Source organism: Oceaniglobus ichthyenteri (genome assembly GCF_003057885.1).
Lineage (GTDB): Bacteria > Pseudomonadota > Alphaproteobacteria > Rhodobacterales > Rhodobacteraceae > Oceaniglobus > Oceaniglobus ichthyenteri.
In genome coordinates, this window is sequence record NZ_QAGK01000002.1 from 186,454 (window position 1) to 207,195 (window position 20,742).

Consider the following 20,742-nt stretch of genomic DNA (forward strand, 5'->3'; position numbering starts at 1 on the left):
AACACAGGCAGATTAACCGTAAACCCGCAAAGGAGACGGTTATGAATCTACCACTCGGCCTTGATGGAATTCTTGTCGCCTGTTTGTCACTTTTTCTGATCGGCGAATTGCGCAGGGCGCTGTGGCACGCCGTTATTGCGGAACGGCGAAGGTAAGGTTGGCCCACAGGCTTTCCCAAATCGCACCGTTTTCTTTGGCCACAGGATCAATCGCCAGACGCAGCACAACCGCATCGACCATATAAGTAACACCGGGCACCACTGGCAGTATCGCGATGCCCTGCTCATCCGTTTTGTGGACTGTTATTTCGACCGTATCGTCGGGTGATTTGGCAAACAGCTCTATCTGTGTGAAACCGTGAACCGCGCCGTCGTAAAACACCTGCACAGGCAGACCCGCAGACATATCATCGGTATACGGGTTCGCCAGCGCGACAATTTCTGTCAACAGGCCATAATTCTGATCGGCCCCCGCCCCGTTGCCCACCGCAATCAAACTTTTGGTATAGCGTGAATATACTTCGCCAAAATCCGCGTTCGGGTATCCAGCCTCGGCATGGGCGGCAAGAACCCACTCGGCATCTTTATGGCGCACAAAACTGGCGAACTTTTCCAGCGTTTTATAGGTAAGGTCGTAATTCCGTGTCACATGCAGAACCACGTTCAACCCTTCGGCCAGAGGCGCCTGTTGCAACGCCGGGCGGTCGCCAAGCCGCCCCTCGACAGGCACACGGGTGTCACCCTGGGCGATTTCGAACAGGCGAAAATTGGCCGGTAAATAGGAATACGACGATCCCTTGAATGCCTCGCCCACCCGGATATCGGCCGTGATCGGCTGACCAACATCAAGAGTAAAATCAACGGGATCAATCCAAGACTCGTGGCCGTGGGCCACTGTCGTGCTAAATGCAACTGCGACAAAGCATAATTTAAGGGAATTGAACATGAAGATTGCTCCGTTGGCTGCCCCCATTAGGGGGGGCCTGTGGCACCTGGTGTCAAGCATCGTGTTACTCACGTTTCTGTGCGCCGCCCCCCTGCGCGCGCACGAGGTACAGCCAGCCGTGTCAGATGTTACAATCATTAGTGATACGTTGAGCTGGGACATCACGCTCAACCTCGAACCGCTGATTGCGGGGGCTGATCTGGACGGGCTGGAAGATACCAATGCGTCCGATCAGGCCGCCGAAATCGACCGTCTGCGCGCCCTGCCGCCGCAAGAATTGGAACAGGCGTTTCGCAATTACTGGCCTGAATTCACCCGCAATCTGACATTGAAAAGCGGCGATGCGGACCTGACTGCGCAACTTGAGGGCGTTGAAATTCCCGATGTCGGCGATGTTGACCTGGGGCGTCAATCCGTTGTGCGGATGTCGGCATCTTTGCCGGCCGGTGATGCGCCGATTATTTTGGGCTGGGTTGCCTCCTATGGTGGTCTGGTGATCCGACAGATGGACGGCGGAACCGAAGCCTATTCCGGCTACCTCACTTCAGGCGCGATGAGCGATCCGATCCCCCGGGTTGGCGTGGCAGAACAATCGCGCATGGATGTGTTTCTGGAATATATCGTGATCGGTTTTGAACACATCATTCCCAAAGGTCTGGATCATATCCTGTTCGTGCTGGGGTTGTTTTTTCTGTCGTCGGCATTGGCGCCCCTGCTGTGGCAAGTGTCGGCGTTTACCCTTGCTCACACGATTACTCTTGCTTTGGCGATCCTGGGATATGTCAGCGTACCTGCCACCATTGTCGAGCCGTTGATCGCGGCCTCTATTGTGTATGTCGGGGTTGAAAACGTGCTGTCCAAGGGGCTGTCACCGTGGCGCCCTGCGGTGGTTTTCGTGTTTGGCCTGCTGCATGGATTGGGATTTGCCAGTGTGCTGGGCGATATCGGGTTGAACCCTGCGCAATTCGTCACCGGCCTGATCGGGTTCAACATCGGCGTTGAACTGGGCCAGCTGGCCGTGATTGCGATTGCATTTCTTTTGGTTGGCCTGTGGTTTGGCAAAAAGCCGTGGTATCGCGCCTATATCGCCAATCCCGCATCCATTGCCATCGCCCTGATCGGCGCGTTCTGGGTGGTGGAACGCACGCTTCTGTGAATGTTGGATATTGAATGAAAATCGCGGGCTTTGCGCCCCAAAGCCCGCGATTATGTCAGATTTTGTAAATTCTAAATCAGTCGTTGCTGTTTGATACCGCGCCGACAAGGCCAAAGCCGGTTCCAATCAGCCCGGCAATTGTCTGAAAACGGGTGACCGCGCTTTCCGTCGCCAAAACCACATCGCCTGATTGTATCTCAAGGTTTTTGGCGCTGAACAGACCATCGGCAGATGTCATATCGATGGCAAACACCACCCGCTGGTTGCGGGGGCCCCGGGCGCCCGCAGAAAGGGCCGAGCGTGGGTATTCACGCAGAACCAGAATGCCTTTTGGATCAGCGCGGGTGTCGGCGATGCCGCCAATCATCGAAATCGCCTCAAGTGCTGTGATGTCTTCTTTATCAAACGGCACGACCGCTTCTTTCCCCGCAGCCCCGAGCGACAGGAAGAACCGTTCGTCATCTTCGACGATCACCTTGTCGCCCCCGACCAGGATCGCATCCAATCTGGGGTTGGCATACAGGCTGTCGATCGACGTGGCATAGGTTTTACCGCCACGCTGCACCTTGACCCGCGGATTGCGCATTGTCGGCGGAACGCCGCCACCCTGACTGATCAACGCCAGAACCGACAGGTTGCGATCCTCCATCGGATAACTGCCGGGGCTGGCCACGCCGCTTACCAGATCAACGGTGTTTTGCCGCCCCGCGGTCAGGGTCAGCTGGGCCTGTGCCGAGGGTGAAATCACCGACAGCCGTTCTTGCAATGCCCGGCGGGCCCTGTCCGGCCCCATTCCGGCAATCCGCACATCGCCCACATAGGGCACGAAAACCTGCCCCGAAGGCGAAACACGCATGTTGCCCAAATCGGCAACCCTCTCACCCACGGCCAAAAGCAGTGAGTTTTCCTGACTGTCCCAAATTCGGATCGTCACAGTATCACCGGCGGCAATGATCTGGCCGGTTGATCCGCTGTGCGCCGGAAACCAGCCATATGTTTGCTCGGTGTGCGTTCGCGGCCAGGTGGCGACCGTCGGCAAAAGCGCCCGGGTGACCGGATAAAACGCCACATCGCCGGCAACCGTGTTCGCCCCCTTGGTAATGTCCGAACGAAGGGCGGCACCCTGGGGCAACGTTGTACATCCGGCGATCAAGGCAAAAGCCGAAAGCGAGGCGGCCATGCAAGCGCGCGATAAGTTCATAGAATCTCCAGACACTCAGCTGTGGCGGTGGCTGCCCCACCTTGATAGATAGTTCGCAAGATGCACGATATCAGTGCCAAAGTGTTAGCCCATAATGCAAGTCATCAACAGCCGTCACACCAAAAAATGCACTGTTTTTCTTGCCGCGCGTTCGCGCGTTGCACGGCCTGTGGTGGATGAATGGCCCAAATACGCAGATATCGGCGGAAATTTGCTGACAGTCGGGCGGCAGGCCCATCCGACAATTCACACGATTTGGGATATGGCCGACCCCGCGCCAGAGTGGCACTTTGATCAGCCGCCGGTGATTGTCTGTTTTGCCGGAATCACTCCGCGCAGTGGTCAGAATCTGGATGGTAACACGGATTTGGCCTTGGCCGCACAGAGGGCTGCGGATATTTGGGGGGCGCGCCATGTGTTTCACCTGTCGTCTGCTGCGGTTTATGGCGATTGCGGCCCGGCCCCGATTTCAGAGCACCCCGATCCGACACCTCAGGGCGCCTATGGCACTGCGAAACTGGCGATGGAGCGGGCATTGATCGGCTCACACACCCCACACACGGTTTTGCGCCTTGGCAATGTCGCGGGGGCGGGCCAACCCTTTGATGCGGCGACAAACCCGACCCAGCCAAAGCTGGACCAATTTGCCGATGGCGCCGGCCCGTCGCGCAGCTATATCGGCCCGCTCAGTTTGGCGCGCGTGTTGGCGCATGTGTGTCAGGCCGCCCATGAAGGCGCGGTTTTGCCCCGGCTGTTAAACGTTGCCGCGCCGCGCCCCACGGCCATGGCTGATATTTTTTCGGCACTGGGGCGTGATTGGCAATGGATCAAGGCGCCAGACGCGGCCATTCAGATGGTGCATCTGGATACCACCCGCCTTGATGCGCTATGCCGGCTCGCGCCGGAAACCGGTTTGGCGCAAACCCTGATCAATGAAATAACGCAGGAGTGCGCGCGCCGATGACCCCCCAGAAACGTGTGTTTGACCTGGTGTTGGTCATGCTGTTGTCCGTTGTATTGACTCCGGTTCTGTTGGGTCTGATGGCTGTGATGGTTTTCACCATGGGGCGTCCGGTTTTCTATAAATCCGAACGGATGCGCGGCGTTGATCAGCCTTTCACCTTGTGGAAATTACGCACCATGCGCCAAACCACAAATCGCGAAACCGGCGTTTCGGGGGGCGATAAATCAGACCGCATTCCACCATTTGGCCGGTTCCTGCGCAAAACCCGGCTGGATGAGCTGCCGCAATTGTGGAACATCCTCAGGGGCGACATCAGCTTTGTCGGGCCACGCCCGCCCTTGCGCGAATATGTTGAACGTTTTCCCGATCTTTACGCTCAGGTCCTGAAATCCCGCCCCGGTGTGACCGGGCTGGCATCGCTCAGGTATCACCGCACCGAAGAACGTCTGTTGGCGCGATGCAGGTCTGCGCAGGAAACCGATGCCACCTATGCCCGGCGCTGCGTGCCGCGCAAGGCCGCGCTAGACCTGATATATCAGCGCAATCAGAATATCTGTTATGATGTGGTTCTGATCGTACAGACGGTCACTCGACTGATCCCGAAATAACCACCACGCCATCGCTGCCCTGAACCGATGTAACGGCCGCGGATGTTGCCGCGACCCGCGTGGTGGACGTGGTTGTGCGCGGGACAAATTCAATGATCAGCGGGCCGGTTTCGGGACCAACCCATTGGCTGGATTTAACAATCCCGCCGGAATTGTTGAACCAGTACCGGTTTTCAAATGTGTCTTTTTCGCCCGAACAGGTTTCAACCACCAAAGTGGTTGCCACCGACACCCCCACAAGGTTGATCGTGGGCGCGCCACCGGCCCGAAAATCGCAGAAATACGCAAAACGGCGGATCACTTCGTCACCGCCAAGGTAATAATGTTCGCGCAACACGTCGGTTTCGCCAGGCTGCACCGTTGGCACCCGCGCCGATGAAAGATCGTTGCCAAACCCCTTGGTGGAAATCAGCAAGCCATTGAACAATGTGATTGTCTTGCCATCGGTGGACCGCCAGATCACCGGCGCACCTTTGTCATCCTGCTTTATCAGGCCTGCCGACACCCCTTGCCGCGCCCGGGTCACTTTAAGAACCGGTTGGCCATAGGCCCGCAACCGCGCGTCGCTCAAGCTCAGGTTTTGGGCCCCCAAGACCCCCCGATCCGATCCGACACCACGCACAGCGCCCAGTGTTTTTTGGCCGATATTGAACAAACCACCGCGTTCGGCATCTGTGCCACAGCCCGCCATCAGCGCCAGCGCGCAGCACGCCGCAAGCGCGCGCCGGGGTTTGAGAAACCTGATCATTGCCACACCCGACCCCACTGATTTTCTAACGTGGGCCGCTGATAATGGCGCACCTGGTCATACAAACGCCCACTTACATTCAGGCGCGCGCCGCCATCGCGGGTGATCGGGCGAACCGTCGTTCCCATTTTATATGTATTCGGCGTTCCCAAGAACCACGACACCGGAATCTCAAGGGTGATCCCCTTGTCAAACGACCCTTCGCCAAAATCTGCGGCTGAAACATCAGTCAGCGTGGCAAAGGCACCAATTCTCCAGCCATTGGTGAACTCGCGATCAATCTTCAGGGTTGCCCCCAGATCGCCTGCCAGATACCGCCCCACATCCAATTGCGCGTGAAACCCGTTATCCATTTGATAATAGGCCGAAACATGCCCGGTTACGACATCGTAATCCTGAAACCCGAATCTAAGATCGAAATCACGTTTCTTGGCATAATTCAGCTCTGCACCCAGAGCAAAACGGCTGCCTGCCGGACGCCAAAGAACTTCGCCAGACAGCCCGCCAAACATCCGCTCTAAATAGCCACCGGTCACCCGGGCATACAGATCTTCGCCGGGTTTGAAATAATATGCCGCTGTCAGGGTTTCCAATGCCGGATCGCCCTGTTTGTCGTACAACACGCCATCGGTGCGCACATGTGGCAGAACCGAATTTGACAACCGCCTGCTGTTTTCCAGATTGCCAACCGCCGCCTTGGTGATCGATCCGGATAAAATCAAACCTGGTGTCGGCTCATAGCTGGCCTTCAACCGCGCGCCCGCCTCAAACCGGAACGGATTGTCGGGGTCGAAATAGCTTTGGCGAATATAGGGGCCAAGGCTCCATTGGAATTTTGGAAAGTAATCGGCGTTGCGCGCCGCCTCGGCGGGAATAGCGGCCGGTGCGTTGGCAAACCCGGTCACGGCCAAAAGGCGCGCAGCCCCGTTTGGTGAATGCTCCAACGCCTCAACATCCGAGCGGCGCACAGTCACCGTTGATGCCCCCACACCGCTGGCCGACGGGATGACATGAAAGGTTTCCACCGAGGCCGGCATGACCGCCGTCAACCCGCGCAATACCCGGCCAATCATCTGCGGCCCATAGTCAAATTGGTTTGTGCGCACGGTCACTTGCACGCTGTCACCCGTGGCCGCCAATGTTTCGATGATGATGCCCTGGGGTTCCATCTGTCGGTGCAAGGCCGCCAAAAGCCGGTCATTGGCTGTACTGCCCAACGCCCATTCTTCGGCCCAGGCGCCGGGGCTTTGGCTGCGCGACGGGCGCAGAACCACCGGTTGCGGCGATACGCCGCCAGTGCCACGTGCAGGCGGCGCGTTGGGGTTTAACGATATGTTCAGGTTCACACCCAAAGTATCGCCGTACATGTAATACGCGCCCAGGTTCACCGCGCTGTTGATCTTGTAATCGACACCGAAATTCAGCGGCGATTTACGATCAAACATCGGCGTTGTCGGGACATTGCTTTTGTTGGTTTCCGTCTCATAATTGTCTGAGGAATATTCCGCCAACAGCGTGATTTTATCGGTCGCCTTATAGGTGATGCTGGCAAAGGGCGCGACCGGGCCGCGAAACCACTGATCGGTATTGGCCTTGCCACCGGTGCCGACCACGACATTGGGCCGATCGCCAAAGGGCGATCCAAGGTCATTATAGCTGGCCAATCGCCCCCAGCCCAAACCACCCGAAACGGTCAGCCGATCCCCGTATGTTTTGGTCGCAACCACGTATTCGGCCGCTGACAATCCGGTGCCGATGAAATCCTGCAGCCCAATCTTCAGGGCCGGGAGATAACGGGATTCATCTAGGATACGCAGCGAGATATCGAAACTGCGGTCGTAGTAATCGTTGAAGGTCTGAAAGTTCAGATCCGCGAATTTGGTATAGCGAAAGCTGCCCTCGACGCGCGGAAATATCTGAAATGTCAGAGTGCTGCGGGTGATACCGGCAAAATGCGACACGGTCGTGGACAATTGCCCATCGGGTTGCGACAGCGCGGTGGGCGTGTCAATCGCACCGGTCACACCGTAAAAGTTCAACGTGGGGCGGTTTTCTACCGCCTCGCTCATGTCTTGCGAATGGGCGATGCTGGCCATGGCCAGCCACGACACGCCCACCCATGCCAGTGAAACTTTGCGTTGGGTCTTGTGGGGTGATCCGCGCATGTTCTGCCCTGCTTGCCTGTTGGTGGCTGAGCCCACCCTTGGATCACGTTATCTGCATCCAAGGCGCGCCTGTAAATAGCGGCGGCCCATCTATAAGGAAATGTGACCGATTTCCAACGAAGGCATAGCGATCAATTCGCATTTCCCGCAGCCAAAGCCATCGCCGGATGATATCCTTCGACGAACCGTTCGGCCACGGCCAGCGCGGCCTTTTCATTGCCGGTTGCCAATGCTTCGCGCAGCGACCGAATCGCCGATGCGACCTCAATCTCGGACAGCTTCGCCTCATGCGCGGCAAAGATTTTCTCGTGCGCTGTGGTCACGTGCCCTTCGCCGATCAACAACTCTTCATGCAGTTTCTCACCGGGTCGCAGGCCGATATCCTTGATTTCGATGTCCCCGTCGGGGTTATTTTCATCCCGCACGGTGTATCCCGCATCTTCGATCACCTGGCGGGCCATGTCCCAGATCCGCCGGGTTTTCCCCATATCCAGCACAAAGACTTCACCGCCGCGGGCAAAGGAACCGGCCATCAACACAAGGCTTACGGCCTCTTCGACGGTCATGAAAAACCGGGTTACATCGCGGTGGGTCACGGTCACCGGGCCACCGCGCAGGATCTGTTCCTGAAACAATGGCACAACCGACCCGGATGAGCCCAGAACATTCCCGAACCGCACCATCGTGAACACCGTGTGGGGCGAACGTTCGGCCAAATCCTGTACAACAAATTCGGCCAACCGTTTGGATGCGCCCATCACATTGGTCGGGCGCACGGCCTTGTCGGATGAAATAAGTACAAACCGCTCCACCCCGGCCTCGCGCGCTTCGCGCCCCAGGGTCCAGGTACCCAAAACGTTATTTGCCAACCCGACCAATGGGTTCTGCTCAACCATCGGCACATGTTTATAGGCGGCGGCATGCAAGACCAAATCAACCTTGTGATCCTGCAGGGCGCGACGCACCAATCGCGCCTCGGTGACCGACCCCAGGATCGTCACCAGTTCGGCGCCGACTTCACTGGCCAAAAGCCGCAAACTGCGCTCGGCCTCGTAAAGTGCGATCTCGCTCAGATCGAACACGACCAGCTTGGCGGGTTTGCACCCCAACACCTGACGGCACAGCTCAGATCCGATCGACCCGCCGCCACCGCTGACCATGACCGACCGGCCAACAATATGAGAACAGCCAAAATCAAGCGACCGGTCAAACGCCTTGCGGCCCAAAAATTGCGACGGCATGATCGGCACCAGTTTTTCAACCAGAGTTTTCTCTTCGCCGATCAGTTGCGCAAAGCTCGGCAGGGCCTGCACCTCAAGCCCTGATTTTTCCAACCGGCGGGCAATCTGCATCTGTTTCGGGTGCGATTGTGACGGCATCGCCAACAAGACCCGATCAACCTGTTTTTCTTTCACGATCCTGGAAATTTCGGTGGGGCGCATCACCGGCAATCCCGAAATCGTCAAACCCTGCAAGGCCGTGTTATCATCGACAAAGGCCACAGCCTCGATGGTTTCATGGGCAGAAAGGGCCTGTACCAACTGCGTTCCGGTGGTGCCGGCGCCGTAAATCAACACCCGACAGCGTGGATTGATCCGGCGGTACATCGCGCTCAGCACCTCTAACAGCACCACGCGGCTGGCGGCAGCGATCAGGAAATAAACGATGCCGAACATGACATAGCTGCCTGCGGCCAGCCCGGTACCCGCAACCTGATGCAGCGCGGCCGAAACCACCGCAAGCGCGCCAGACATCGCCGCAATCCGCCCCATACCCGAAATGTCATATGATTTCAGCCGGATATTGGGGATTTTCATCAAAGTGGAAATTGCCGCCGCAACCACCATCAACAGCGCCAAAACCAATGGCCCCGGACCAAACGACAGGTAGTCGGCCGGGGCCTCTTGTTGCACAAGCAGAGTAAATCCATAGGCAAGCGGCACAAGTGCGACATCGACGCCCAACAGGATTGCGCGCTTTTTCTGTCGGGAAAGAGAAGTGAAGTACCGAATGAGTTCTTGCATCTGCCACATCCAAATTCGGCGTAAAATAAATATACGTCTTAAAACCGCCCCGAAGGGGCATTAAAATAGCTCGAATACGAGACGTTCAATGGTCACAAGTAAAAAATCTCAGTTCTGCATATAACATAGTCGGCGTGGTTTTCATCACACAAGTCGTTTTCTCTGCGTGTGCGAAATATCGCCGAATGGGCCACTGCCCGCGCTGACCAAGGCAGATTATCACGCAAAACACCCAAGTTTTTGAGAAATATGCCCGATTTTTCCTCTGTTCGCCTCGGCCTCGCCCTTTTTTCAATCGTCATGCGGTTGGTCCGGCGGGCCGGGATGAAAGTTGTGGTTCCCATGGTTTGGGGCGAAACAGCCTGTGTTTGTCCGCTTCGGAACCGATCCGCGCGATTTCAACGAATCAGAATCGCTTGCCAGACGCATGATCACACCGGCGCGTCTTACATCCACCAGATACCAACACCAATGATTCGTGCATCTGATTAACGGGCGCAATCTATAGGAGCATTGACAAGCCGAGGTTTCAACCGCGCCGATCCGCGATACCACAATCGCCGAACGGACAGATGCCATGCCTGCGTTCCGGTCTGGCGCCGGACGGATCGCCGAAAACACCCGCCCTATTGCAAAACCGTTTCTCAAACTGTTGAAGCATTGACGCCGCGGGAAAATCCGCCCACCTGCTGCACCGCCCGCGCGCCTTGGGCATTGCCAGCGGCCAAACATTCAGGGATCGCCGCGCCGTTCAGCCAGGAGTTCAAAAACCCGGCGTTAAACGCATCGCCCGCGCCGGTGGTATCCACCACATCAACCCGCTGCGCCGCCACAGAATGGCTGCCACAGGGCGCGTGGGCGGTGGCCCCGTTTTGCCCCAATTTTACAACCGTCAGCGGGGCATACGGCGGCGCGAGGCCCAGTTGCTCCAACTGCGCCACCTCGGCCTCGTTGGGGAAAAACACATCAACCGCACGGATCAGCGGTGCCGCCTTTGCCGTGGTCGCATCATCCCAACTGCAATCAAGCGATACCGTGGCCCCAACCGCCCGCGCCAAGCCAATCAGGCCGGGCACTTCGATCAATGTGGCCAGTTCGCCAATGTGAATATGCCCGATATTCAGCGCCTTCAATTGCGCCGGTGTCAGGCGCGGCACCGCCGGGCCAACCCGGCGGGTCAGAAATGCGCGATCCGTTGCCCCTGAAATCGCCACTGTGATTTGTGGCTCATGCCCAAGGCTGGGTTGGCACAGGCTGTGGCCGATCTGCGCGCCGCTGACATCGGCGGTAATCTTACCCTCAAACGGATCGGCAGGCCAATAGGCGGCCAAATGCGCCGCCCGGCCCAGCGCCGCCAGATGCGCCGCTGTAATCACCGCGCCCCCACCCGCATGCAGGCTGAGCGCACCGGCATACACCTCTTGCCCCATGGCAGGCAGGCGCGGCACATCGCCAAACACCAGGTCGCAATACAACCGCCCGATACATAAAATGCCCGCCCCCCGCGCATCACTCATCAGATCGCCAGGCCCGTTTTGGCATCAAACAGATGCAGGTTTTCAGGCGCAGCGCGCAATGTCACCTCGGCCCCGACTTCGGGCGGGGTGCGGCCATCGGCCTTGGCAATCACCTCACCCCCCGCACCCGTATCGACATAAATCAGGGTTTCTGGCCCCAAAGGTTCGCGCACCGTGACCCGGCCCGCAATGATCGGCACACCGTCGCCGAGGCCCAGATCATCAGGGCGCACACCCACGGTTACCGGGCCATCAGTGCTCGCCATCGGCACGCCGAATCCGTTGTCCAACTGTACCGTGCCGTCCTTGGCCGTTGCGGGCAGCATATTCATCGACGGCGCCCCGATGAACCGCGCCACGAACGTGTTGGCCGGGCTGTGATAGACATCGGACGGTGTGCCAACCTGTTGAATATGGCCATCTTTCATGATCACGATCCGGTCGGCCATCGTCATTGCTTCAACCTGATCATGGGTGACAAACACAATCGTGTTGCCCACCCGTTGGTGCAGTTTCTTGATCTCAAGCCGCATTTGCGTGCGCAATTGCGCATCAAGGTTTGACAGGGGTTCATCAAACAAGAACACCGCCGGATCACGCACCATCGCCCGGCCAATCGCCACCCGTTGGCGTTGCCCCCCCGAAAGCTGGTTAGGCTTGCGATCCAACAGCGCGGTCATGTCGAGAATGCCCGCCACTTCATCAATCCGCGCCTCTTTGTCGGCTTTGCTCATCTTGGCGGTGCGCAGGCCAAAGCCGATGTTTTTACGCACCGACATATGCGGATAAATCGCATAGTTCTGAAACACCATGGCGATGTCGCGCTCTTTTGGCTCTAGGTTGTTCACCACCCGCCCACCGATTTCGATTGTGCCGCCGGTCACTTCCTCAAGCCCGGCAATCATCCGCAGGGTGGTGGATTTTCCGCATCCCGACGGGCCGACAAACACCACAAATTCGCCATCCCCCACGTCCAGGTTGATGCCGTGCAACACCTCGACTTTGCCATAAGCTTTCACCAGATCGCGAAGGGTCAGGGTGGCCAAGGTTTAATCCTCCAACAGGGCGGCAAAGGCCGTATTCAGGGTGTCGGCAGCGGCGGCAACCCGCTCTTGGCGGTGGGCAACTGCGGGGCGCAGATGATTGGCCAATGTCGCCTCGGCGTCAGACAGGGCCGCGTCCAGCGCCCCAGGGGCCGGGCCGCCGAACCGATCGCGCCGCGCAACAAAGGTTTCGGGCGCGACCGCATCGCAAAACGCAGCGCGGCCCAACGGTTCCGCCCCACCCTGCCCGGCGCGAAAGGCTGTGGCGAACCCGTCATAACCGGCCGACAATGGCACGCCGCGCGCAATCACATCGCGGGCGGTGGCGGCGGCAATTTCGTGGGCTTGGCGAAATGTCAGCCCCGCGTCGCGCACCAAAGTATCGGCCAATTCGGTGATCGTGATACAGGCCGCATCGGTATTGGCGCGCACGCGATCGCGGTTGATTGACGTGGCAGGCAGGAAGGCGGTCAGCAGGTCAATCATCCGCCCGCCGCTGTCAAAGGCGGCATATCCGGCCTGCTGCACTTCGCCCTCGCTGTCGTTCATATCGGTGAAGGGCGTGTTATGCATGGTGTTGATGATGGTATCGCAACGGCCCAATGTCACGCTGGCCAAATGGCGCATATGTTCAATCGGCACCGGATTGCGTTTTTGCGGCATGATGCTGGACACTTGCACAAAACTGTTGGGCACATACAGTTGCCCGACTTCAAACGCCGACCAGAATTGAAAATCCTGGATCAGCCGGCCAAGGTGCAAAAACACCAGTTTAATGGCCGAATATAGCCCGGTAATATAATCGACACTGGCAATGCAGCCATAGGAGTTTTGCAGCGGCGCGCGAAACCCCAACAGATCGGCCATGCGGTGACGATCAATCGGAAACCCGCTGGTGGTGATCGCCGCCGCGCCCATCGGGCACATTTCCACCGTTTCCAGCGCACTGATCAAACGCTGGCAATCGCGGCTGGCCACCTCAATCGCGGCGGCCAGATAATGACCATAGGTGGTGGGCTGTGCCGGTTGGCCATGGGTATAGGCCACGATCAACGTGTCGGATTCGCGGCGTGCCGTTTCAATCATCGCGCCAATCAGCGCGACCATCTGATGGGCAAGGGCGGTACCGCGCGCCATCAATTGCAGTTTGAACAGCGTGTGATCCATATCGTTGCGCGACCGGGCCGTGTGCAGCGCCCCACCCAAATCGCCCAACCGCTGTTTCAACGCGGCCTCGACGAAAAAGAAGTAATCCTCATGTTCGCCGGTATAGTGGAGGCTGGCGATGTCGGTTTCCGCCTCGATATCGCGCAGGGTGCGGGCGATGGTGCGGGCATCATCGCGCCCCAGAATGCCGGTTTCATGCAGCATCACCAGATGGGCGCGGTTGATCCGGGCCATATCAGCGGCATGGTGGGTTTTCACGCCTTCAAACAGCGGCGCCAGCACCGTGTCATGATAGGCCGGATCGGGAAAAACCGAGGTGTCGTTCATATCATTCATCCCTTCAACCCCGCCATCACCACGCCGCGAATGATGAAACGTTGGAAAATCAGGAACACGACAAGCGTGGGAATGGTGGAAATCGCCGCCCCTGTCATGATCAATTCCCACGCCACATCGGCCTCGTCCCCGAACGACGACAGGCCCACGGGCAGAGTGTACATTTCAACCGAATTGGTCACGATCAGCGGCCAGATGAACGCGGTCCAATTGCCCAGGAATACGAATATCGCCAGCGCCGCCAGCGCGGGTTTGACCAATGGCATCGCCACAGTCCACCAAATTTGCAGCTCGTTCAGCCCATCAATCCGCGCCGCTTCGATGAAATCATCGGGCACGGTTTCAAAGAATTGCTTCATCAAAAACGTGCCAAAGGCGGTCATCAGGCCGGGAAACATGATGCCCCAATAACTGTCGAGCCAGCCGAATTGTTGGCTCATCAGATACCACGGAATCACCAGCATTTCGGTAGGAATCATCAGCGTGCTCAGGATCGCGATGAAAATGATATAGCGGCCTGGAAAGCGGAATTTGCACAGGGTATAGCCAACCAGACTGTCAAACAGCAGATTACAGATCGTGGTGATCGTGGCGATGATGATCGAGTTGACGAACCACAGATAAAACCGCCCATCTTCAAGAACATAGGTGTAATTCTCAATCGTTGGCTCATCCGGGATCAGGTTGACGTTATACACCTCGTGGGGCCATTTCAGCGATGTCGAGATCATATAGGCAATCGGCATCACCATCAAAACGCCGCCCAGAAACAACACCGTCCAACGGATGATCTGCCCCATATTCGCGGGCTTTTTCGGCGCGGTGTTTTTCAACAACGCGTCACTGCTGGGGCGGATGGGTTCGACCACGGCCATCAGCGATCCCTCAGAATACGCAGCTGTAGCAGGCTGACCGTCAGCAAAACCAAAAACAGAACCACGGTTTGCGCCGCCGCATAACCCATATCATAGCCGGTGAATGCGGTGTCATAAATCATCAGTACCAAAGGTTTGGTCGAATTCAGCGGCCCGCCGGGGTTATTCGTGGTCATGTTGAACACATGATCGAAGATGCGCAAAAATCCGATGCTGCTGAATACGACGATGAATACGATGGTGGGTTTCAACAGTGGCAGGGTGATTTCCCACAGGATGGTCCACCAGCCGACGCCATCAATGCGCGCCGCCTCGTAATATGATTTCGGGATCGCGCGCAGCCCGGCCATGAAGATGATGATCTGAAATCCAAGCCCCGCCCAAACCGCCGGGGCCAAAACCGCGGGCAAGGCATTGGTGGTTGAGTTCAGGAAATTGATTTGTGAAACGCCCATTTGTGCGAGGAAATTGTTAAACAGCCCCGTCGGCACCGGTTGGTAAAACCACCGCCAGACCCAGGCCATGGCAACCGCGCTGGTCATGAACGGCAGGAAATACAGCATCCGCAAAAACCCGTGCAGGAAGCGCAATTGATCCAGGTGGTAGGCAATGATGAACGAGAGCACCAAAGAGATCGGCGTGCCCAGCAGCAGGTAAATAAAGGTGTTGGCGAACACCTTCCAAAATACCGGATCGTTCCAAAGCTTGATATAGTTTTCCAAACCGGCCCAGGTACGATCTCCCAAAAGATTCCAGTTTTGAAACGAGATCAGGATCGCATTGCCCGTGGGGTAAAACCGGATGATCCCGTAAAACAAAAGCGGCAGCGCCAAAAAACCATAGGCCCAGACGATCTGTTTTTGGCGGATGGAAAGAGTGCGATACATACGGCCCCGTTTCGCGCCCACCCCCGGTTTGGGGGGTGGGAGTTGTGTCAGATATGTGCCCCAAACGGGTTACTTTTTGTAATACTCATCCAGTATTTTCTGTTCGGCCTCGGCGGCGATGGTCAGGCTTTCGGCCAGGGGCATGTCTTGCAATGCCATACGTTCCACCGCTTCAACCATAAGTTGGCGCTGTGCGCTTTCGTTGACGAATTTGGTGGTGTGGGCATATTCCAGGCCACGAATGAACGGGCCGAACACCGGATCCTGGGCATTCGTCTCGGTCATGCCGACGCTGGGTTTGGCGGGCAATTCACCAACCACGTCCAGCCAAAGCTGCATCGCCTCATCGCTGGTGATATATTCCATGAATTTCACGGCGGCATCGTATTTTTCGCCCTGCGCCTTGGAGGTGATCGCATTCACCCAATAAGACGCATAGTTTGAGCGCACACCGTCAATCCCGGCGGGCAGTTCCGTCACCCCCCATTTCAAACCCCGCGTCCCTTCAAGCGCGCCGATACGGAACGATCCGTCAATATGCAGCCCCGCGCGCCCGGCCTTGAACGCGGCCTGGGGTTCATCCATGAACCCGATGGCCGATACCGCGTCATCGCCCGAAAACAGACCCGCATAATATTCAAGTGCGGCCCGTCCGGCATCGGTGTTGTAATTCACCGTCTTGTAGTCATCCAGATAGGGTTCGCCACCGAATTGGCGCACCAGACCTTCGCGCCACCAATGGTGGTCTTGCGCGGTCATGCCCGCTGTCATGCCAACCTGGGTGATGTTGCCCGCGCCGTCGCGCTTGGTCATGGCGCGGGCGGCTTCCATCAATTCATCCAAGGTTTCGGGCGGGCTGTCCACTCCGGCCTCTTCCATCAGGCGTTCGTTGTAAAACAGCGCCAGCGAACGCACGGCCGTGGGCAACGCCCAATACTGATCGCCCTCACGCATGGCGGCAACCATGGGGAAAAACTCGGCCTCAATCTTATCGGCCGGGAATGTTTCGGCAGGCAGAGGTTGGATCAACTGTGCCTCTTTATAGTCATTCAACCAGCCGTAAAACAGTTGCACCACATCCGGCCCCGCCCCCGCAGGAATGGCGGCTGCCACCTTGGTGCGGTAATCGGCATAGGGGAAATGGGTCATCTTGACGGTGATATCGGGATTGGCCGCCTCGAATTTCTCGATCAACTGGCCCATCGCATCGACACGGGCATCAAAGAAATACTGCCAATATTCGATTTCAACCGCATAGGCCGCGCTGCCCATCAGGGTGGCAATGCCTGTCACACTGGCCAGGGCAAAACCCCGGATTGCTTTGATATCCATAGTATTCTCCCGGTTGGCCCGCTGTTGCGCGGATAGAGTTGAAATGCAGGTCTGTGCCCGACTTATCCCCCATTAACTCAATTCAGTTGAATTAACAAGGATTTTAGGTTAGGTCAGGCTATGGTTGTGAAATTCGATCAAATAATCGGCGCCAATGCCGAACGTTCGCGCACCCACAACCGCCAGCTGGTTCTGGGCCAGGTGCGCCGTGGCGGCACCATGGGGCGGGCCGAAGTGGCGCGCGCCTCGGGGCTGAGCATTCAGGCGGTGTCAAACATCATTGCCGATCTTGAACGCGATGGATTGCTTGAAGAGCAGGGAAAATCCAGCGGAGGGCGCGGCCTTCCTGCGATTCAATATGCAATCAACCCGGCAGGTGGATTTGCCTTTGGCGTTGAAATCCGCCCCGGCGCAGTGTTTGCCATCATGCTGGATCTGGCCGGACGCGCGGTGTTTTCCTGCCGCTGCACGCTTGAGCGCAGCGATCCGTTGACCGCAACCGCCAGGGTTCTGGCCCTGCGCGACCGGGCCGTGGCCGATTTGGGCATACCGAAAACGCGAATCATGGGGGCGGGCGTGGTGGTGCCCGGCCCGTTCGGGCCAACCGGGCTGTCCAATTCCGCCACCGAATTGCCCAACTGGGATGGCATCGACCGCGCCGCATGGTTCAGCGAGGCATTTGGCGTCCCGACCATGGTTGAAAACGACGCCAACGCCGCCGCCATGGCCGAACACGTATCGGGCCGCGCGCGCGAATTGCAACATTACGCCTTCCTGTATTTCGGCACCGGTCTTGGTCTGGGGCTGATTTCAGAAGGTCGGTTGGTGCGGGGGGCCTTTGGCAACGCCGGAGAAATCGGCCACATTGCCGTACCTGGCCCCGATGGGCCAGTCCTGCTGGAACAGGCGGTCAGCCGGTTATCGGTCGAACATTATCTGACAAAACATGGAATCACCGCCCCCAACAGCAGCGCCCTGGCCGATCTTTATGCCGCGCAAAATACCGCACTGGGCGATTGGCTGAACGGGTCTCTCGTGCCTCTGGCCCATGCAATCACCCTGATCGAAAATATTTTCGATCCACAGGCAATCATTCTGGGCGGTGCAATGCCCGATACGATCATCGACCATCTGATCGCCCATGTGCCGTTGAACCAACGCTCGGTCGCGCACCGGCCCGACCGCACAGGCCCGCGCCTGATCCGTGGCGCATCGGGGCGGATGACGGCGGCTTTGGGCGCGGCATCCCTTGTCATCAACAACTCATTCACACCGCAACTGGCCGTTGTGGTGTAAGGAACCCTGCCATGCCCCTGTCCGATCGCGCCCGCATCGCCGCCCAACACCCCCATATCCTGCAATTGCATACGGCACTTTTGCCTTTGGGCAGTATTGTCAGTTTCATGAACACCGGCGCGCACCCCGATGACGAAACATCGGCGATGCTGGCCGCGCTGCGCGCACGCGGGCTTGATTTGTCCTATGCGTGCTCGACCCGGGGCGAAGGCGGGCAAAACGACATCGGAACGGAAAGCGGCGCCGATCTGGGCGCCCTGCGCACCGCCGAGATGGAGCGCGCGGCACAGGCCCTGTCGCTGCGCCTGTATTGGCTGGGCGACAGTGCCGATGACCCGATTACCGATTTCGGGTTTTCAAAATCCGGCGTCGAAACCCTGGGCAAATGGGGGCGGGAGCGTACATTGTCACGGTTCGTTCATATCTTGCGGCGCGAGCGGCCCGATATCATTTGTCCCACCTTTTTGGATATTCCCGGTCAACATGGCCATCATCGCGCCATGACCGAGGCGGCGCATCTGGTGATGGATCTGGCCGCCGATCCGGCGTTTTCGGGGTGCGATCTGCCCCCTTGGCAGGTGAAAAAACTGTTTCTGCCGGCCTGGTCGGGGGCCGGACAGGCGTATGACGATGATCTGCCGCCGCCCCCCGCCACCACGGTGGTGCCCGCAAAAGGCCGCGATCCGATCACCGGCTGGAGTTTTGAGCAGATCGGCCAACAGTCGCGCGTCTTTCATGCGACCCAGGCGATGGGGCGATGGGTGCCGCCGGGGGCCGAGCGGGATTGGCCGCTGCACCTGGCCGACAGCCGCATTGCCAACGATGATGGGTCGCTCACATATGGGTTGGCGACAACACTGGCCGATCTGGCGGCTTGGGCCGATGCGCCCGAACTGACCGTTGATCTGGCCGCGGCCCAGCGCGAAATCACATCGGTTCTGGCCGCATTTCCGGCCACCGATGCCCAGACACCGCACCGTTTGGCCCGTGCATTGCACCACATCCGGCAGGCGCAGTCCAAATGCCCCGACCCCGCCAAGCCCGAGGTTTTGCACCGTCTGGCGCGCAAGGAACAGCAGTTGGCGCAGGCGCTCCGCCTTGCCTGTCACGTCACCGCCGAGGGATATCTTGGCGCTGATTTCCTGCGCCCTGGCGACAGGGTGGCGGCCAGTATCGAACATCAACAGGGGGCGGCCGACAACCTGATCATCGAATGGGCGCTGCCGGTTGGATGGCACCACAGCGGCGATCACATAACCGTGGCCGCCGATGCACCGCCCCACGATCCCTATCGTGATACCTGGCTGGCCGACGCGCCGGATCTGCCGGCATTGCGGGTCACCACCACGGTGGGGGATGTGTCGGGCACGGTGATGTTGCCGCTGTTGGTGCCGCCGGTTGTTTTGCCGCCGCTGTCTTGTGATCTGACGCCCGACCGGGCCATCATCATCAACCGCCGCATGGCGGGGCGCGACGTGGCGCTGACCCTGGCCAATACGCACCCCCAGGGCGCGCGGCCCGATCTGACCTTGCCTGATGGTTGGACGGCCCGGCGCACCGATGCCGGGTTTGACGTGACCGCACCCCGGGATGTCGCGCCGGGGGCCTATGACATCGCGCTCACCCTAAACGGCGCGTCGGCCATGTCCGTACACCGGATCACCCAGCCCCATATCGCCCCCACTGCCCGCGCAACCCCGGCGGCGGCGATGGTGCGGGTTGTCGATGTGGCGCTGCCCGATGTGCGCCTTGGCTATATCGGCGGCGGTCATGACCGGGTTGATCATTGGTTGGGCGCGCTGGGTTTTGATGTGGCAACACCCGACCCCGAAACCATATCCGACGCTGAATTGGCCGGGCTTGATACCATCGTGATTGGCATCTTTGCGTTGAAATTTCGCGCCGGGCTGGCCGCGCTGATGCCACGACTGCATGAATGGGTTGCCCATGGCGGCACATTGCTGACCCTGTATCACCGCCCATGGGATGACTGGAATCCGGAACAGACGCCGCCAAGACGGTTGGAAATCGGCCAACCCTCGCTGCGCTGGCGGGTGACCGATGAAACCGCCCGGGTGACGCATCTGCATCCCGATCATCCGCTGTTGAACACCCCCAACCGGATCGGGCCTGACACCTGGGCCGATTGGCACAAGGAACGCGGCCTGTATTTTGCCAAAAGCTGGGATGGCGCATATATTCCGCTACTGGAAATGGCCGATCCGGGCGAGGCCTCGTTGCAAGGCGCCCTTTTGGCCGCCGATATCGGCAAGGGGCGGCACATTCACACATCGCTGATCCTGCACCACCAGATGGCCCATCTGACGCCCGGTGCCTTTGCCCTGATGGCCAATCTTTGTGCCAAACGCGGCTGACCCCTTGCCGCCTCGCGACGATTCGATGCTTGGCTGTCTTTCGCTGATTTTTCGGGCTGGTCGGGTATTTCGTGTCTGACGAAACGGCGGCGCCCGCCTTTGC

The 20,742-nt window shown here is 58.5% G+C and carries 16 protein-coding genes; 5 read left to right on the top strand and 11 right to left on the bottom strand.

Annotation, left to right across the window (positions count from 1 at the left end; all coding sequences use genetic code 11):
• Nucleotides 1–132: 132 nt before the first annotated feature.
• Nucleotides 133–945 (bottom strand): DUF4198 domain-containing protein, encoded by an 813-nt coding sequence (locus tag C8265_RS03960; protein WP_108482685.1) that lies wholly within the window; start codon nt 943–945, stop codon nt 133–135.
• A 118-nt stretch (nt 946–1,063) separates the two neighbouring features.
• Here C8265_RS03960 and C8265_RS03965 point away from each other — a divergent pair, with 118 nt between their 5' ends.
• The gene (locus tag C8265_RS03965) at nt 1,064–2,101 is read left to right on the top strand and encodes a HupE/UreJ family protein (RefSeq protein ID WP_240610969.1); all 1,038 of its coding nucleotides are present in this window, start codon (nt 1,064–1,066) and stop codon (nt 2,099–2,101) included.
• Nucleotides 2,102–2,177: 76 nt separating this feature from the next.
• On the opposite strand, the gene C8265_RS03970 is transcribed toward C8265_RS03965, so the two are convergent.
• Nucleotides 2,178–3,302 carry a polysaccharide biosynthesis/export family protein gene (locus tag C8265_RS03970; protein WP_108482687.1) on the bottom strand — a complete coding sequence of 375 codons (1,125 nt, stop codon included), beginning with the start codon at nt 3,300–3,302 and terminating at the stop codon, nt 2,178–2,180.
• Nucleotides 3,303–3,396: 94 nt separating this feature from the next.
• Here C8265_RS03970 and C8265_RS03975 point away from each other — a divergent pair, with 94 nt between their 5' ends.
• Both C8265_RS03975 and C8265_RS03980 read left to right on the top strand, forming a co-directional pair.
• Nucleotides 3,397–4,266 (top strand): NAD-dependent epimerase/dehydratase family protein, encoded by an 870-nt coding sequence (locus tag C8265_RS03975; RefSeq protein ID WP_108482688.1) that lies wholly within the window; start codon nt 3,397–3,399, stop codon nt 4,264–4,266.
• Complete coding sequence (locus tag C8265_RS03980; protein WP_108482973.1) at nt 4,263–4,874, top strand: sugar transferase; 612 nt, start codon at nt 4,263–4,265, stop codon at nt 4,872–4,874. The genes C8265_RS03975 and C8265_RS03980 overlap by 4 nt, the downstream gene beginning before the upstream one ends.
• Here the strand turns inward: C8265_RS03980 and C8265_RS03985 are convergent.
• From C8265_RS03985 to C8265_RS04030, 9 genes are all read right to left on the bottom strand, one after another.
• Nucleotides 4,852–5,622, bottom strand: a complete 771-nt coding sequence (locus C8265_RS03985; protein ID WP_108482689.1) for a YjbF family lipoprotein — start codon at nt 5,620–5,622, stop codon at nt 4,852–4,854. The genes C8265_RS03980 and C8265_RS03985 overlap by 23 nt on opposite strands.
• Complete coding sequence (locus tag C8265_RS03990; protein WP_108482690.1) at nt 5,619–7,787, bottom strand: YjbH domain-containing protein; 2,169 nt, start codon at nt 7,785–7,787, stop codon at nt 5,619–5,621. The genes C8265_RS03985 and C8265_RS03990 overlap by 4 nt, the downstream gene beginning before the upstream one ends.
• Nucleotides 7,788–7,918: 131 nt before the next feature.
• On the bottom strand, nt 7,919–9,811 hold the full coding sequence (locus C8265_RS03995; RefSeq protein WP_108482974.1) for a polysaccharide biosynthesis protein: 1,893 nt from the start codon (nt 9,809–9,811) through the stop codon (nt 7,919–7,921).
• A 644-nt stretch (nt 9,812–10,455) separates the two neighbouring features.
• A complete protein-coding gene (locus tag C8265_RS04005) occupies nt 10,456–11,328 on the bottom strand; it encodes a carbohydrate kinase family protein (protein ID WP_108482692.1) in 873 nt (290 codons plus the stop codon).
• Entirely contained in the window at nt 11,328–12,374 is a 1,047-nt protein-coding gene (locus C8265_RS04010) for an ABC transporter ATP-binding protein (protein ID WP_108482693.1), read from the bottom strand. Before C8265_RS04010 ends, C8265_RS04005 begins: the two co-directional genes overlap by 1 nt.
• Before the next feature lie 3 nt (nt 12,375–12,377).
• A complete protein-coding gene (argH, locus tag C8265_RS04015; RefSeq protein ID WP_108482694.1) occupies nt 12,378–13,865 on the bottom strand; it encodes an argininosuccinate lyase in 1,488 nt (495 codons plus the stop codon).
• 5 nt (nt 13,866–13,870) lie between these two features.
• Complete coding sequence (locus C8265_RS04020; protein WP_420818844.1) at nt 13,871–14,674, bottom strand: carbohydrate ABC transporter permease; 804 nt, start codon at nt 14,672–14,674, stop codon at nt 13,871–13,873.
• A gap of 74 nt (nt 14,675–14,748) precedes the next feature.
• Nucleotides 14,749–15,636 carry a carbohydrate ABC transporter permease gene (locus tag C8265_RS04025; protein WP_108482696.1) on the bottom strand — a complete coding sequence of 296 codons (888 nt, stop codon included), beginning with the start codon at nt 15,634–15,636 and terminating at the stop codon, nt 14,749–14,751.
• A gap of 69 nt (nt 15,637–15,705) precedes the next feature.
• Complete coding sequence (locus C8265_RS04030) at nt 15,706–16,968, bottom strand: extracellular solute-binding protein (RefSeq protein ID WP_108482697.1); 1,263 nt, start codon at nt 16,966–16,968, stop codon at nt 15,706–15,708.
• Between the two features lie 126 nt (nt 16,969–17,094).
• Here C8265_RS04030 and C8265_RS04035 point away from each other — a divergent pair, with 126 nt between their 5' ends.
• Nucleotides 17,095–18,264, top strand: coding sequence for an ROK family transcriptional regulator (locus C8265_RS04035; protein WP_164512262.1), 1,170 nt, complete (start codon nt 17,095–17,097; stop codon nt 18,262–18,264).
• A gap of 11 nt (nt 18,265–18,275) precedes the next feature.
• Nucleotides 18,276–20,639, top strand: coding sequence for a PIG-L family deacetylase (locus tag C8265_RS04040; RefSeq protein WP_108482699.1), 2,364 nt, complete (start codon nt 18,276–18,278; stop codon nt 20,637–20,639).
• The last annotated feature ends 103 nt before the right edge of the window (nt 20,640–20,742 follow it).

What these genes read in the sequence shown, in the direction of transcription:
- C8265_RS04025 (WP_108482696.1), bottom strand. Translation starts at nt 15,636, where the DNA reads ATGTATCGCACTCTTTCCATCCGCCAAAAACAGATCGTCTGGGCCTAT.
- C8265_RS03995 (WP_108482974.1), bottom strand. Translation starts at nt 9,811, where the DNA reads ATGCAAGAACTCATTCGGTACTTCACTTCTCTTTCCCGACAGAAAAAG.
- C8265_RS03975 (WP_108482688.1), top strand. Translation starts at nt 3,397, where the DNA reads ATGCAAGTCATCAACAGCCGTCACACCAAAAAATGCACTGTTTTTCTT.
- C8265_RS03980 (WP_108482973.1), top strand. Translation starts at nt 4,263, where the DNA reads ATGACCCCCCAGAAACGTGTGTTTGACCTGGTGTTGGTCATGCTGTTG.
- C8265_RS03960 (WP_108482685.1), bottom strand. Translation starts at nt 945, where the DNA reads ATGTTCAATTCCCTTAAATTATGCTTTGTCGCAGTTGCATTTAGCACG.
- C8265_RS03970 (WP_108482687.1), bottom strand. Translation starts at nt 3,302, where the DNA reads ATGAACTTATCGCGCGCTTGCATGGCCGCCTCGCTTTCGGCTTTTGCC.
- C8265_RS04040 (WP_108482699.1), top strand. Translation starts at nt 18,276, where the DNA reads ATGCCCCTGTCCGATCGCGCCCGCATCGCCGCCCAACACCCCCATATC.
- C8265_RS03990 (WP_108482690.1), bottom strand. Translation starts at nt 7,787, where the DNA reads ATGCGCGGATCACCCCACAAGACCCAACGCAAAGTTTCACTGGCATGG.
- argH (WP_108482694.1), bottom strand. Translation starts at nt 13,865, where the DNA reads ATGAACGACACCTCGGTTTTTCCCGATCCGGCCTATCATGACACGGTG.
- C8265_RS04020 (WP_420818844.1), bottom strand. Translation starts at nt 14,674, where the DNA reads ATGGGGCAGATCATCCGTTGGACGGTGTTGTTTCTGGGCGGCGTTTTG.
- C8265_RS03985 (WP_108482689.1), bottom strand. Translation starts at nt 5,622, where the DNA reads ATGATCAGGTTTCTCAAACCCCGGCGCGCGCTTGCGGCGTGCTGCGCG.
- C8265_RS04030 (WP_108482697.1), bottom strand. Translation starts at nt 16,968, where the DNA reads ATGGATATCAAAGCAATCCGGGGTTTTGCCCTGGCCAGTGTGACAGGC.
- C8265_RS04005 (WP_108482692.1), bottom strand. Translation starts at nt 11,328, where the DNA reads ATGAGTGATGCGCGGGGGGCGGGCATTTTATGTATCGGGCGGTTGTAT.